General features: G+C 53.2%; 8 protein-coding genes. 6 read left to right on the top strand and 2 right to left on the bottom strand.

Features of this window, described 5'->3' with window-relative positions:
- The first annotated feature begins 100 nt into the window (after positions 1-100).
- Both IEX60_RS14635 and IEX60_RS14630 read left to right on the top strand, forming a co-directional pair.
- On the top strand, positions 101-727 hold the full coding sequence (locus IEX60_RS14635) for a porin family protein (RefSeq protein WP_188751899.1): 627 nt from the start codon (positions 101-103) through the stop codon (positions 725-727).
- 50 nt (positions 728-777) lie between these two features.
- Positions 778-1,368, top strand: coding sequence for an outer membrane beta-barrel protein (locus IEX60_RS14630; RefSeq protein WP_188751897.1), 591 nt, complete (start codon positions 778-780; stop codon positions 1,366-1,368).
- On the opposite strand, the gene nrdI is transcribed toward IEX60_RS14630, so the two are convergent.
- Positions 1,346-1,984 carry a class Ib ribonucleoside-diphosphate reductase assembly flavoprotein NrdI gene (gene nrdI, locus IEX60_RS14625; protein ID WP_188751895.1) on the bottom strand — a complete coding sequence of 213 codons (639 nt, stop codon included), beginning with the start codon at positions 1,982-1,984 and terminating at the stop codon, positions 1,346-1,348. The two genes, IEX60_RS14630 and nrdI, sit on opposite strands and share 23 nt — an antisense overlap.
- 221 nt (positions 1,985-2,205) lie before the next feature.
- On the opposite strand from nrdI, the gene IEX60_RS14620 reads away from it, so the two are divergent.
- Positions 2,206-3,039, top strand: coding sequence for a PepSY-like domain-containing protein (locus tag IEX60_RS14620; RefSeq protein WP_188751893.1), 834 nt, complete (start codon positions 2,206-2,208; stop codon positions 3,037-3,039).
- 72 nt (positions 3,040-3,111) lie between these two features.
- Here IEX60_RS14620 and IEX60_RS14615 read toward each other — a convergent pair whose 3' ends face one another.
- The gene (locus IEX60_RS14615; protein ID WP_188751891.1) at positions 3,112-4,011 is read right to left on the bottom strand and encodes a DUF6528 family protein; all 900 of its coding nucleotides are present in this window, start codon (positions 4,009-4,011) and stop codon (positions 3,112-3,114) included.
- 239 nt (positions 4,012-4,250) lie between these two features.
- Here IEX60_RS14615 and IEX60_RS14610 point away from each other — a divergent pair, with 239 nt between their 5' ends.
- The 3 genes from IEX60_RS14610 (at position 4,251) to IEX60_RS14600 (ending at position 13,873) form a co-directional block, all read left to right on the top strand.
- The gene (locus IEX60_RS14610; protein WP_188751889.1) at positions 4,251-8,168 is read left to right on the top strand and encodes a hybrid sensor histidine kinase/response regulator transcription factor; all 3,918 of its coding nucleotides are present in this window, start codon (positions 4,251-4,253) and stop codon (positions 8,166-8,168) included.
- A gap of 114 nt (positions 8,169-8,282) precedes the next feature.
- Positions 8,283-10,856: a glycoside hydrolase 5 family protein gene (locus tag IEX60_RS14605; protein WP_188751888.1), complete on the top strand. Its 2,574-nt coding sequence runs from the start codon at positions 8,283-8,285 to the stop codon at positions 10,854-10,856.
- Positions 10,857-10,891: 35 nt separating this feature from the next.
- Positions 10,892-13,873: a SusC/RagA family TonB-linked outer membrane protein gene (locus tag IEX60_RS14600; RefSeq protein WP_188751886.1), complete on the top strand. Its 2,982-nt coding sequence runs from the start codon at positions 10,892-10,894 to the stop codon at positions 13,871-13,873.
- The last annotated feature ends 4 nt before the right edge of the window (positions 13,874-13,877 follow it).

Raw genomic sequence — 13,877 nt, 5'->3', positions numbered from 1 at the left:
TGTTGTTCCGACGCACGTTAGTTTATAAAGACCAAGTTTTGAAACAAGGTTTAACTTTACGTATTCAAATCAATTTAGGCACTTCAATAACACTTTACGTATGAAAAGCACGTTAGTTTCGTTTGTTTTTATGTTTATCATCTGGATTGCCAATGCACAGAAACGGCCGGAAAAAATTGGTTTCGGCGTCCAGGCAGGGTGGAACATGTCCAGGATCTCGGGCGATACATTTGATGGAAAGGCAGGTTTCATCGGTGGTGTGCATGTCAACTTCCCCGTATTTGGCAACTTCTATGTACAGCCTGAGGTCAATTTCCAACAATTGGGTGGCAAATACAAAAGTGACGCATTTGCAATTGGCGACATCCGTTACCGGGATGCCGAACTGAACATGAATTACCTGAGTGTGCCGGTCCTGTTGAAATACCGCTTTAAACCCATTGATTTGGACATTTTTGTCGGTCCGCAGGTGGGTTTTAAATTAAGTGCCAAAAACAAAGTGGGTGAGGGGGAGAACTACGAAGCGTATAATGTGAAGGACACCGATATAGCCGGGGTATATGGATTGGAATACTGCCTGCGGCTGCCGGACAGCCGTGTGGACTTGGTGGTGAACGCCCGTTACACGACCGGGTTTGCGAATTTCGCCAACGGCGAAGATCCCAACATGCCCAATGACAGCTACCGGAACAATGTGCTTGCTTTTATGCTGGGTATCCGGTTTTAAAATCACGTTCAATCAGATTCCAGATGTTTCAAAGCTTTATTCAGATCACGATGAAAAGAACGTATGCCGTGCTGGCGTTAATTGCTGTTACGCTATCCTGCTTACAGACGCTGTACGCCCAATCCGAAATTGAAGTAGGCGTTCGTTTCGGCCTTGCCGGCAACGCGCTGCACCGCTTTCAAAGCGTAGACGGTGGGGGTAGCAGCGAGGGCAGGTTATCAATGCTTACCGGTGTGCGGTTGGGCTACGGGTTGACCGAACGGTTAACGTTGGTGTCAGGCCTTGACTATGCCCGGCATAACCTAACAATGGTTAGCGCGCCTATGCCTGAGCAGCACAGAACCGACGGTCGGATCACTACACTATCCCTTCCTTTGGTCGTTGAGTGGAATGTAGGACGGTGGTTTTTCATACAGGGTGGGCCTTCTATTGACATACAGCCCGAAAAATGGGAGTCTGTGGACAGTCAGGGGGGTATCGGCTTTTCCGTGGGCGTAGGTGGCCGGTATGCATTGGGCAATTGGTCTTTGTCACTCACCCCTACGGTAAAGCAATATGCATTGATTCCCTTTAATAAGGAGAAATATCACCAACGGCTGATGACTGCCGGGGCTGTGCTCACGGTTGGATACCGGTTTTGATCAAGCCGCGGATCTGCTCGATGATTTCGGGCTTATATCCTACCATCCGGAGAATTTCACGCTCGCCCTCAATGACGATGACGGTGGGGACTGACCTCACACGGTATTGTGCGGCTAGGTCGGGATGGTCGAACGGATTGATGTCCCGGTAAGGGATGCCATAGTTATCTAATGCACCGGCTACCGTCGCGCAGGTAGCGCAGCTGTCGGTCTGGAATTTGAGGATGCGCAGATTCGTTTCGATGGGTTCAGATTTATTATTGATGTAATCGATGAAGGTTTGTATTTCATTGTGAGTCCCGGATAGCTCGAATTTGAGGTTTATGGGAATGCCATATTGTTGGTGTATCTTATCCACCGCAGCCGCGAAGTCGCGTCCCCAATTCCGATTGCCGCTCCCCGAGACGGAAAGTATTTTACGGTGATGTTGTTCAAGGAAACTTTTCACCATAGGAGGTATTGCGCCCATTGGGTCCGTATAAGTAACCAGGTGAGCCCGTTGGAAGGACGGAATTTCGGGGAGTTCGCAGGTACGGAGGCCCAGCACGGAAAGCTCCGCAGCTTTGTTTACAAAGCGCCTGACATTTCCGGTCCTGCTGGCAAATATGATGAGCATGGTATCGTAGTAAACCCTGGTTCCTTGCGATTTGTTTACGCGTTGTAGATCAAAGATATTGCCAATTCAACCTGGAAAGCTCTTGTTTTGCTACAAAAACAGCAATGAACAGGATACCACTTAACCAGCATTGTCAATTATTCTGCGATTGTAACGGCAGGAGTGGATACACATTGGCGTGGCTTTTGCATAGTTGCAAAAAAAATTAGAAGGAGAGGCTTATGTACGTAAATCGCTATTTTACTGTGGCCGCTGTGGCGGGGATGATGTTGACAAGTTGTACTAATGACGATGCGGTGGCTCCGCAAAACAGGGCGGAAGAGAATTTCCGGAAAAAATATCCGGATGCGACTGCCGTGGAATGGGAGCGGGAAGGCACTTACTTCATCGCGGAATTTAAGGTAGGCAGCCTGGAGAAGGAGGCTTGGTTTGACGATCGAGGTAGCTGGAAACTTACCGAAACCGACTTGCCATACGCAGATCTGCCGGCAGAGGTAAAAAAGGCGCACGAAGCGGGTGATTTTAGCGCGTGGACTGTGGATGATGTGGATGTGGTGGAACGGGAGGGCTTCGAAACCATCTTCGTGCTGGAAGTGGAGCGGGGTAATACGGAGTATGACTTGTATTACCTGGCGGATGGTACGCTGGTGAAGGCTTTCCCGGATGATGACACGGACAATAATTACCTACCCGTGGTGCTTTCGGATAAGATTACCCAGTTTTTGGCCGATCGGTATCCGGATTACAAAGTGTTGGACGTGGATGAAGACAATGGCCGGATTGAAGTGGAGTTTATCCACGGCAGTGTGAATCGCGAGGCCTATTTCACTACGGGTGGCGATTGGTTGCGCACCGAGACAGATATGCGTATCACGGATGTGCCTGAAGAAATTACGGATGTTCTGGGAGGCTCCGAATACCGGTTGTACCGTGTGGATGACGTTGATTTCATTGAAACGCCGGAAGGTAATTACTATTACTTTGAATTGGAGCGCGGAGAGCTTGAGGCAGAAATCCAGATCTACGAGAACGGCGAACTTGTCGTTATGAAGTAGGTTGCCGGCTCATCCGAAAACGTAATTCCATCGCTTGTCGAAAAGCTGGCCGGCAACCATCGGACATTGGGCTCAGGGCTTCGGCACCACGCGTACCTTATATGCCCGCATATCGGGTATCTCGATGCGGAAATCGGGGTTCACTCCGTAAACATGGTGCGTCCACCAGCTTTCCTCGGCAATGGTATAGACTAGTGCGCCGGTTGCGGCATCGTAGTTGGCCGACTTGATGTTTGCATGGTCTTTTAGCGGCTCTAATGGAGTGAATCGGCCCGTTTGCATGTCCATCAGCCAGACATGATGGTGGGTACTCACCAACAGTTGGTTTGACGATGTGAGCGACAGCTCATGTCCGCCTTCATCGGGTAGGGGAAAGACGCGGACTTTTTCCAGCCGTGGCGTTGCAGTGCGCACATCTTGCAGCCGGTATACCAGCAGGCTGTCGAAACCGAGGGCGAAAAGTTCCTGCTGCTCGGTTACCCACACGGCTCCATGCCCGGAATACAGCGTATCTTTATAAAGCACCTTTTCCGGTATACGCCCATCATACAGTTCCAGGCTGTTACCAGCAGTGTGCGTCGAGTTGACTACGGCGACGAAGCCTCCCGGCAGCAGGTCGGCCGAATGTGCCATAGGCGTTTTGGCATAAAACAGTATCCGTTTGGTGGCTACATCCAGCAGCAACGTTGCGCCCGATGAGGAGGTGACAAGCAACTGCGTATTACCGCGAACGGGCTTGCAGTCATCCAGCGAACGAAGCATGCCGAAATATTCCTCGGGCAGCTGACCTTTCGCCTCGTTGGCCTGCCAGGACCAGGTCAGGATCGCTTCTCCACGGCGTGCTGCCGCGTCATCATAAACTTGGATTTTGTCGTCCCCGCACACCACCAGATCATTGGGTCGGAGCAGGGGCATATCGTTTGTCCCCGCCCATACGGGTGCCTGCATCAGCAGCAGGCACCCGATTATCATCGTGCAAAATTTTTTCATCGTCTTTTATCGAAAGGTATCCCATTTGGGATTTTGTACAAGATTAACATTTATCGTGAGCTCTTCCAAGGGAATGGGATTTTAATCAATGTATTGTAAATTCGTAATTTCTTTTTAGGTTTAAAAAGTATTTACTTACGGCGGGTTCCGGTTGAGTTGTTTTAAGTTGACAACCCTTTTTACGGGATTATAGGTATCTTTGCGTGCGACGCTAGAAACCAATGGAACTGAACAGACGGTTGATTTTCTTGATTTGGGGATTACTACAGACAGTTCCCGGCCTGACACAGCCGTTGGGTTACCGGTCTTTCCAAAACGTAATTGCCGGGGCCGGGGCGACTACCGTGAGTGCATTCGCGCAGGATAGCCTGGGCATGATGTGGTTTGGCACTAACAAAGGCTTGGTAAGCTACGATGGTTACGTAACCCAGGCACATCACGGTCGCAACGACAGTACAAACACATATGTATATAACATCGTGGTATTGAACAGCCGCCTGCTGTGTTTGGGAACCGACTACGGTGTATTGTTTTACGACTACCAAAGCGATAGGTACCTGCCAAGCACTGTGTCATTTCCATCGGATGTGCGGACACTTCTGCTGGACGACAACGACCTGTGGATCGGTTCGCTTAAGGGTTTGTACCGTTATGAGCTAGACAGCAAACGACTGGAGTCTTTCACCGGTGATGCGACCAACGACGACCAACCGAAACTGACCGTATATGCATTGGCAAAACTGGAAAGCGATTTATACATCGGCACGTATAATGGCTTATACCGAAAGCAGGATGGCGTGCAATCAATCGGTGCTGTTAGCTTATCCACTCAGCATAGCCGGAGCAATTTTTTTGTCAATTCACTATGGGTAGACACGGCGGAAGGCACGGTATGGGTAGGGGCCGAGGGTGCGCTTTACCGATATGACCCAACTACCACGGAGACAACGGAGGCCATTCCCCTTCACAACCAGTCTGTCAAATCGCTTGCCATGGACCGCCATGGGATGCTATTGGCGGGAACAGATGCAGGGATATACATTTATGATCCGGGTAAGCAGTCCGCAGTAACGGTGGTGCACGACGCCCGCAACGACAGATCGCTTGCCAACAACATCGTTTGGGCCATCTTCACCGACCGCGAAGGCAATTGGTGGTTTGGTACAGACTATGGTACCTCCGTAACAAGCGGCCGTCCGGTATTCCAAACCATCCCGATTTACGAGGTTACCGGAATAGGCGAGGGGAATCGCTTCTATAACATCCTCCGCGATTCGCGCGGCCGTTATTGGCTGGGTGGCACCAATGGAATCATCCGTACGGATACCCTCGGTGCTAGGCGAACGGCACCGGCATGGTACCGCATGGGTGACTCCCGTTATCCGCTGTCGCACAATCGCATCCGTGATATCTACGAAGATATTGACCGGCAGATTTGGATTGCCACCGATGGTAGCGTAAACCGGTACAACGAGGCAACACACGGTTTTGACCGCTACACGATCGTCAACCAAACGCGGACGGCAAATGCCAACTGGGCGTACGATTTGTTTGAAGACCGAAACCGGCGGTTATGGATTGCTACTTACCTCGGCGGAATCTTCGTCGTCGATAAGCAACGCCTGATGGCGGCATCCGGCGATTACATTGCGCAGCATCAGTTGACCGCAGCAGATGGGCTAGCGGGTGATTTCGTGAACCAATTGTTTCAGGATGTCAAGGGGGATATCTGGGCACTCGTCTATAAGAAGGGGCTGCACCGTATCCAGCCCGACAACTACCGGGTGAGTGCCGTAACGGACGGCGCCGGACGACCGATCCAATTGCCGACCTATATGATGCAGGATGCCGAGGGAATTGTTTGGGTGGGGGGAGACAATGCGGTTTACCGCTTGGACCCGCAGCATGGAACCTGCCAAACAGTACCTATTAGTACGTTCGGTACCGGTGAAATCCTGTGTATGGAACAGGTGGGAGCGCACATTTGGATTTCAACTTCCGGTGCGCTCTGGACACTGGACCGTGGTACGCTCGAAGTGAAACGCATCAAGGGAGAGTCGGATTTCACGGCGGCCTTTTACGATGCGGCGGGTAGCCAGGTATTGCTTGGGGCGGTAAACAGTATCACTGCGTTACCCGCGGATGCGCCGCATGCCGCAACGGCGGCGGCCACACTGTCATTTACCGCATTGCTGGCCAATGACCGTCCGGTAGGCACCTCGGGGAGCAATATCCGCTACCGCGACCATATGGAGTTGACACACGATCAAAACAACCTCGTATTCCGCTTTGCTGACTTTGTGTATGCGCCGGATGAAAGCAAACAATTTTTGTATAAAATGGAAGGTGTAGATGCCGAATGGGTATTGATGGATCGCGCGTCTAATCAGTTGACATATACCAACCTCCAACCGGGTACCTACCAACTGGCTGTACGGAAGCTGGATCTCTCGGGTGACCCCACAGGTGCACCGCTTCGGTTTACCGTGCGCATCCGGCCTCCCTGGTATGAGACCGGGGCTGCCCAGGCTATCTACCTGGCACTGGCAATCGGGCTGATCGTATGGGTCGTCAACTTTTTCCGCGTACGGCATAACCTGAAAATCGAACGCATCGAAAAGCAGAAAACACTGGAGTTGACCAATCTGAAAATCAATTTCTTTACGGATGTTTCCCACGAATTCAAGACGCCATTGAGCCTCATTCTCGGCCCGACCAGTCAACTCCTGATGGATGCGAGGCATAAGGGTATTCATCCGCAATTGGAAGGTATACAACGCAATGCCCTGCAACTGAATACGCTGATCCAGCAAGTGATGGAGTTTAACCGGTTGGAAGGGGCGGGCGACGAAGGGCTCATGCGGTCTGATGTGGAATGGGTGTCGTTGGTAAGGAATGTGTTTGCCGCATTTCAGGGGTCAGCCGACACGCTGGGCCGCACCTATACCCTGAAAACCGAGCTGGAGGAACTGCGGGGAATGGCTGATGTCGTGAAGATCCGGTCGGTCCTGAATAATGTATTGGCCAATGCATTTAAGTATACACATGCCGGCGACCGCATCATGGTATCACTGGCTGCCGAGCAGGGAGAGATAATCATCACTGTCAGCGACACGGGTATCGGTGTCCCGGAAAAAGACCTGCCGTATGTGTTTGAGCGGTTTTACCGGGCGGCAAATACAACTAACCGGCATGCCGGTTCGGGTATCGGGTTGTATCTGGCTAAACAGTATGCCGAACAGCACGGAGGCTCGATGACCATAACGGCGACGGAAGGAAAGGGTACCTCGGTACGCATTGGGCTGCCTGTTGCGGCGGGCATTCAGCCGCCTGCCGGCGCTGGGGAGAGAGGCGCCGAAACATCGGGTGCCACAGCGGAAAGACACCGGATTCTCGTCGTGGACGATAACCGGGAGATCACCGAATTTTTGGCACAGCTGCTGTTGGCTAATTATGACGTACGGGTGGCCCACGATGGAAAGGACGGGCTACGGCAGTGCATGGAGTGGAAACCCGATGTGGTCATCGCAGATGCGATGATGCCATTGATGGATGGATTGGAGATGAGCCGCCAGATCCGCAGCCATGTGCCGTTGGTTGATGTAGCCATTATCCTGCTGACGGCGAAGGACGACAAGCAGACGGAACTGGATAGTATCGGCAGAGGAATCGATGTCTTCATGGCGAAACCGTTTGACGTGGCTATCCTGCGTTCGCGCATCGTGCAGCTGATCGAAAAAAAGCAGGCAACCGACCGCAAGCTGCGCGTTGGTGCAATCGCGACACCGCAAATACCTACGGCGGTATCGCCGGATGAACAGTTTCTCGTAGAGGTGACACGCATCATCGAAGATCAGATCGACGATCCGGAACTGAACGTTCAGGCGTTAAGCGATCAGCTTGATACCGGCACCAAGCAGCTTTACCGGAAGGTGAAGCACCTCACCGGTCTCACCCCTGTGGAGTACATCCGGTCCATCCGGATGAAGAAAGCCGCCATGTTACTGGGGCAGCATAAGTTTACCGTGGCCGAAGTGATGTACATGGTGGGCTTTTCCAATCCCTCATATTTTTCCAAATGTTTCCAGGCTGCTTTTGGGCGGACCCCACGGGAATTTGCGTCCGAACGGGAATCATAGGCTCCAAGTTTTCTTGTTGTCCGATATTTGTCGTTTTCTGTCCGATTTGTCACACATTCCTTGCCCCCCTCATGCTACTTTTGCGGTAGTTATAAACCAATCTGTGTAAACTGTATGATAAGATGTACTTCCGTTATTGCTTTTTTCAGTTTTTTTATTGTCGCCATGTTGCGTGCGCAGGATACGTCTGTGCCTACCATCTATGTGGACGATCAAGGGGTGATGCGGTGGTCGGACACCCGACAGGAAGCAGCGTTTTATGGGGTGAATTATTGCCTGCCTTTTGCGCACGGCTACCGCGCAATCGACTACCTGGGCAAAGACCATAAGCAAGCAATTGATCGCGATGTATACCACTTCACGCGCCTTGGATTCAATGCGTACCGTATCCACGTATGGGATGTGGAAATCACAGACAGCGTGGGCAACCTACTGGAAAATGAGCATCTGGACCTGCTGGACTACCTTATCTCCAAACTGCGCAAACGGGGTATCCGTACGGTGATCACCTGTCAAACGGATTTTGGCAACGGCTATCCCGAGCGGAACCGGCCCACGGGTGGGTTTTCTTACCTTTACGATAAATGCGACGTGCACAGCAACCCCGATGCGGTACGTGCGCAGGAACGGTACGTGAGCCAGTTCATCCAGCATAAAAACCCCTATACCGGATTCGCTTACCGCGATGACCCTTATGTGGTGGGCTTCGAGATTAACAACGAACCCTGTCATACCGGCGATCCGGCGCAAACACGTACCTATATCAACCGCATGCTGGCGGCTATCAAGCAAACCGGAAATATGAAGCCTGTGTTTTATAATGTAAGCCATAACATGGACCATGTGGGGGCGTATTTCAATACGGCTATACAGGGAGCTACCTATCAGTGGTACCCCATCGGCCTGGTAGCGGGCTTTACCCGCAAGGGTAATTTCCTGCCTTACCTCGACCAGTACGAGATTCCGTTTTCTTCGGTGGAAGGTTTTGGCAGTAAAGCAAAAATCGTCTATGAGTTCGATCCTGCCGATGCAGCATACACCTATCTGTATCCGGCGATGGCACGGACATTCCGTAGCCAGGGTTTTCAGTGGATCACGCAGTTTGCTTACGATCCGATCGATCTGGCACGCTATAACACCGATTACCAGACGCACTACCTGAACCTGGCATATACGCCGGGAAAAGCCATCAGCATGAAAATAGCAGCGGAAGTAACCCGGCGGGTTGGCCGGGGCGAATCATTCGGTTCCTATCCGGCTGACACCCTGTTTGGCGATTTCCTCGTGAGCCACAAGCAGGACCTGAGTGTGCTGAACAGCGAAAAGATATATTTGAATAGCAACCATACGACTGAGCGGCCTGTAGCGCCCGAAAAGCTGACCACTGTTGCGGGCTGCGGGAGTTCACCGATTGTGGACTATGCGGGCACAGGAGCGTACTTCCTGGATCAACTGGAGCCGGGGGTATGGCGTTTGGAAGTGATGCCCGATGCGGTGCCGATAGCCGATCCGTTCGCGAAACCTTCACTGAGCCGGGAGGCGGTAACCATCGCCTGGAACAGGTGGCCCATGCGACTGCGATTGCCGGATCTGACCGGGGAATTCCATGTAGTGCCGTTGGGAGCAGACGATGTGCCGGTTGCCGCCCATGCGGAAGGGGGAGCGTTGCAGGTGACACCGGGCGTATACCTATTGTGCCGGCCGGAGGTTGTTGATGCAGCTACGCGGCGTTGGCAGGCGGATACGCGTTGGCATTCCATTAACCTGGGTGAATTTGTGGCACCGGAAGCACATGCGGCACACTTTTCCGTGGTGCATACGCCTGCCACTGTGGTCACTGCCGACGAGTCATTAACCATCCGCGCAACCGTTGTGGGGCCGTCATTGCCGGATTCGGTCGTGCTTCATACGGATCGGGTTTCGTTTTGGTCCGCCAACAACCCGCGTGTGTTACTGAAGCATGGGAGCGGATACCGGTACGAAGGTAACCTGCCACGTGAAATGGTAAAACAGGGCGTGATACGTTATACGATGACGGTATATGCCAAGGGGCAAGCAACGACATTCCCCGACAATCGATCGGGGACACCGCTCGACTGGGATTATCCCGAGCCGCTTTACTGGACCACGCAGGTAGTGCCATCGGCCTATCCGGTGGTGTTACTTGACGCAGCGGCCGATCGCGAGTCACTGGAAACGTATGCCATGCCTGAATGGGGCGGCAACACGGTAAACAGTCGGTTGGATCATCCTGCGGCACCCAAGGCTTGGCGCTATACGTTTGCTAAGCGCGACAGCGGGGTGCGCTTCTTCTGGAAACGCTATGTAGCCGATGTAGTAGCAAACCGTAGGGACCGACTGGCTGATGCCACATACCTGTGCGTCGCCCTGCCGGGAGTCCATGCATTGGATAGTTTGTCTGTGGGGCTTACCACGGACGACGGGTATACCTACCGTGCGAATATCGCACTGGACGGCGCACCGTTAGTGAGGATTCCGCTCAGTACACTGCAACTAGGGGATACCCCGTTGCTGCCCGCACCGTATCCGGTTTTCCTGGAACGCTATTTTTCACCAACCGTACAGCGGTCTTTTGACGTGGCAACCGTGGAATCACTGGTGCTGCACACACTGGGAGAGGTGGCGTCCGATGCATCGCTGACCATCGGCAATGTATGGCTGGAATGAGTAATTAAATGATATCCATATAAACCAAAAATGACATGAGGGAATATCGACGTAAACATCGTACAAACACGTATTGGTTGGCGTTGCTGGCCAGCACCTTAACCGTGGGAATTCCGCTGGCAGCGACTCCCGTAACCGTACGGGCCCAGCAACAGCAACAGCTTACTGTGCAGGGCACGGTACGCGACGATCAAGGCACACCGCTGGCGGGAGTGGGTATCGCGGTGGCGGGCACAGTGGCGCAAGCCGTTACCGATGCCGAGGGGAGATACCGCATAACGGTACCTGCCGGTGCGCATCAGCTGGTTTTTTCTTCCATCGGTTACCTCACCCAGACGGTGGAGGCCGACCGCCAGCAGATCGACGTGGTGCTGTTGCCGAGCAGCCAGGACCTGGAAGAAGTGGTCGTGGTAGGTTACGGCAGCCAAACCAAAAAGGACCTGACCGGATCGGTAGCCAACGTGGCAAGCAAGGATTTTAACGCGGGCTTGGTGGGCTCGGCCGAACAACTGATCAACGGTAAAGCTTCGGGGGTGCAAGTGATGTCCAACAGCGGGTCGCCGACGGCAGGGAGTACCATCCGGATCCGTGGAGGGGCATCGCTGAGCGCCAGCAACGATCCGCTGATCGTGCTGGACGGCGTGCCGCTAGAAAATGGAGGCATCAGCGGAAACGGAAGCAATTTCATGAGTCTCATTAACCCCAACGACATTGAGAGCATGACCATTCTGAAAGACGCCTCGGCAACGGCGATTTATGGTTCGCGCGCTTCCAACGGTGTGGTGCTGATTACCACTAAAAAGGGCACTACCGGGACATTGCGGATAGGTTTTTCTTCGGTTCTGTCCATGCAACAGCAGCAGAAGGTGGCCGATATGCTTTCGCCCCAACGCTTCGAGCAGGTCATACAAGAGCAGGGTACGGCCGCGCAACAGACGCTGCTAGGTGGGCAGCGTACCGACTGGGTAGGGCAGGTATTTCAATCGGCCTTCGGTACGGACAACAACGTAAGCCTATCGGGCAGCGTGACCAACGCAGTACCCTTCCGAGCTTCGGTCGGGTTCTTTGACCAACAGGGTACGCTGCGTACGGATCGGACCGACCGGGTAACCGGTGCCCTGTCGCTGTCGCCCACGTTTTTTGACGCACACCTTACGCTAAACCTCAACGTAAAGGGAGCGCTCAATAACAATCGCTTTGCGAATACCGATGCTATCTGGTCGGCCGTGGCATTCAACCCCACGCAGCCGGTGCATTCGGGCAGTGAGGCATTTGGCGGGTTTTACGAAAGCCTGGACAATGCGGGTGTGCCGGCAACGGGTGCCAACCTCAATCCGGTAGGCTTACTCGAACAGGAAACCCACAAAAGCCGGGTGGGGCGCTCCACGGGTAACCTGGACATCGACTACAAGTTTCATTTCCTGCCTGCGCTGAAGGCCCATGTAACACTGGGTTATGACTATGCACACGGGGAAGGAGAGAACCGTATTCCCGCATCGGCGGCCAACGCCTATACGGTGGGTGGCTCGTTCAATGAATATGCACAAAATACGCAGAATCGCTTGCTGACGGCGTACCTTAACTACACGGCGCCGCTGGAAAATAGTTCCCTGGAGGTAACCGCAGGGTATGACTTCCAGTACTGGAGTGCAAAAAGTCCGTCGGTAATTTACTTCAACGAGGCCGGAGACGTGCAATCAACCGCCATGGCGTCAGACCAGCGGCATACGCTGCTGTCGGTCTACGGGCGGATCAACTACCAATATGGGGGGCGCTATCTGGTCACCGCAACCATCCGCCGCGACGGCACCTCACGCTTCAGCCCGGAAAACCGCTGGGGAACCTTTCCGTCGCTGGCGCTGGCGTGGCGGCTTTCTGAAGAGGATTTCCTCAGCGGCAGCCATACCCTCAGCGACCTGAAGCTGCGTGCCAGCTATGGCGTAACAGGCCAGCAGGATGGGATCGGTAACTACGGATACCTGTCGATTTACAATCGGGGTGATGACTTCGCCCAATACCGGTTTGGCGAGAGCTTCTATCGGGTACTCCGCCCATCGGTCTATGTATATGACCTGCGCTGGGAAACGACCCGTGCCTTTAACTACGGCATAGACTTCGGCCTGTGGGGCAACCGCATCACCGGTGCGGTGGAATATTATACACGCAAAACGCACGACCTGCTGGCCAATGTATCGGTGCCCGCAGGTACGAATTTCGACCAGACCGCCACTACCAACGTAGGTAACATCGAAAGCCGTGGTTTTGAATTCCAGGTCAATGCAACACCCATAAGCCGCGAAACGCTCACCTGGGAGGTGGGTTTTAACGCCACGCAGCAGCATACACGGGTGACCAACCTTTCGATGGTGGAGGACGATAAGTCCGTGGGTTCCTACGTAGGGCCCTGGGTAAGCGGGCGGGGCATCCAGATTTTGACCACGGGTTACGAACCGAACATGTTTTATGTATATAAGCAGGTGTACGACGAGCAGGGTAAACCCTTGGAGAACGTGTATGCCGATCTGAATGGTGACGGCATCATTAATGAGAGCGATCTCTACCGCTATGAGTCGCCTGCTGCCGAGTGGTTCCTGGGCTTCAATACGCAGCTCACATACAAACGTTGGACAGTGGGTACCACCCTCCGCGCCAACGTGGGCAATTACGTCTTCAACAATACCAAAATGGATCTTGGTGCCTGGGAAACGCTGCAATATGTGCCGTTTGCACTGAACAACCTGCACAGCGATTTCCTCAACACGGGTTTCCGTGCACGCCAGTATTATTCGGATTACTACGTGGAAAATGCGTCGTTTCTCCGGATGGAGAACATCACACTGGGCTATGACGTGGGGCGTATCGCCGGCAGTGCCCGGCTGCGACTGGGAGCCATTGTGCAGAACGTATTTGTACAGAGCAAATACACCGGCAACGACCCTGAAATGCCGAATGGATTCGATAGCACGTTCTATCCACGGCCGCGTACCTATTCACTGAGTGTTAACCTTCAATTCTAACGAC

Source organism: Parapedobacter defluvii, assembly GCF_014642075.1.
Classification (GTDB): Bacteria; Bacteroidota; Bacteroidia; order Sphingobacteriales; family Sphingobacteriaceae; genus Parapedobacter; species Parapedobacter defluvii.
Note: the sequence above shows the minus strand (reverse complement) of the source record. Positions and strands in the feature narration are given on the sequence as shown.

What these genes read in the sequence shown, in the direction of transcription:
- IEX60_RS14635 (WP_188751899.1), top strand. Translation starts at nt 101, where the DNA reads ATGAAAAGCACGTTAGTTTCGTTTGTTTTTATGTTTATCATCTGGATT.
- IEX60_RS14630 (WP_188751897.1), top strand. Translation starts at nt 778, where the DNA reads ATGAAAAGAACGTATGCCGTGCTGGCGTTAATTGCTGTTACGCTATCC.
- nrdI (WP_188751895.1), bottom strand. Translation starts at nt 1,984, where the DNA reads ATGCTCATCATATTTGCCAGCAGGACCGGAAATGTCAGGCGCTTTGTA.
- IEX60_RS14620 (WP_188751893.1), top strand. Translation starts at nt 2,206, where the DNA reads ATGTACGTAAATCGCTATTTTACTGTGGCCGCTGTGGCGGGGATGATG.
- IEX60_RS14615 (WP_188751891.1), bottom strand. Translation starts at nt 4,011, where the DNA reads ATGATAATCGGGTGCCTGCTGCTGATGCAGGCACCCGTATGGGCGGGG.
- IEX60_RS14610 (WP_188751889.1), top strand. Translation starts at nt 4,251, where the DNA reads ATGGAACTGAACAGACGGTTGATTTTCTTGATTTGGGGATTACTACAG.
- IEX60_RS14605 (WP_188751888.1), top strand. Translation starts at nt 8,283, where the DNA reads ATGATAAGATGTACTTCCGTTATTGCTTTTTTCAGTTTTTTTATTGTC.
- IEX60_RS14600 (WP_188751886.1), top strand. Translation starts at nt 10,892, where the DNA reads ATGAGGGAATATCGACGTAAACATCGTACAAACACGTATTGGTTGGCG.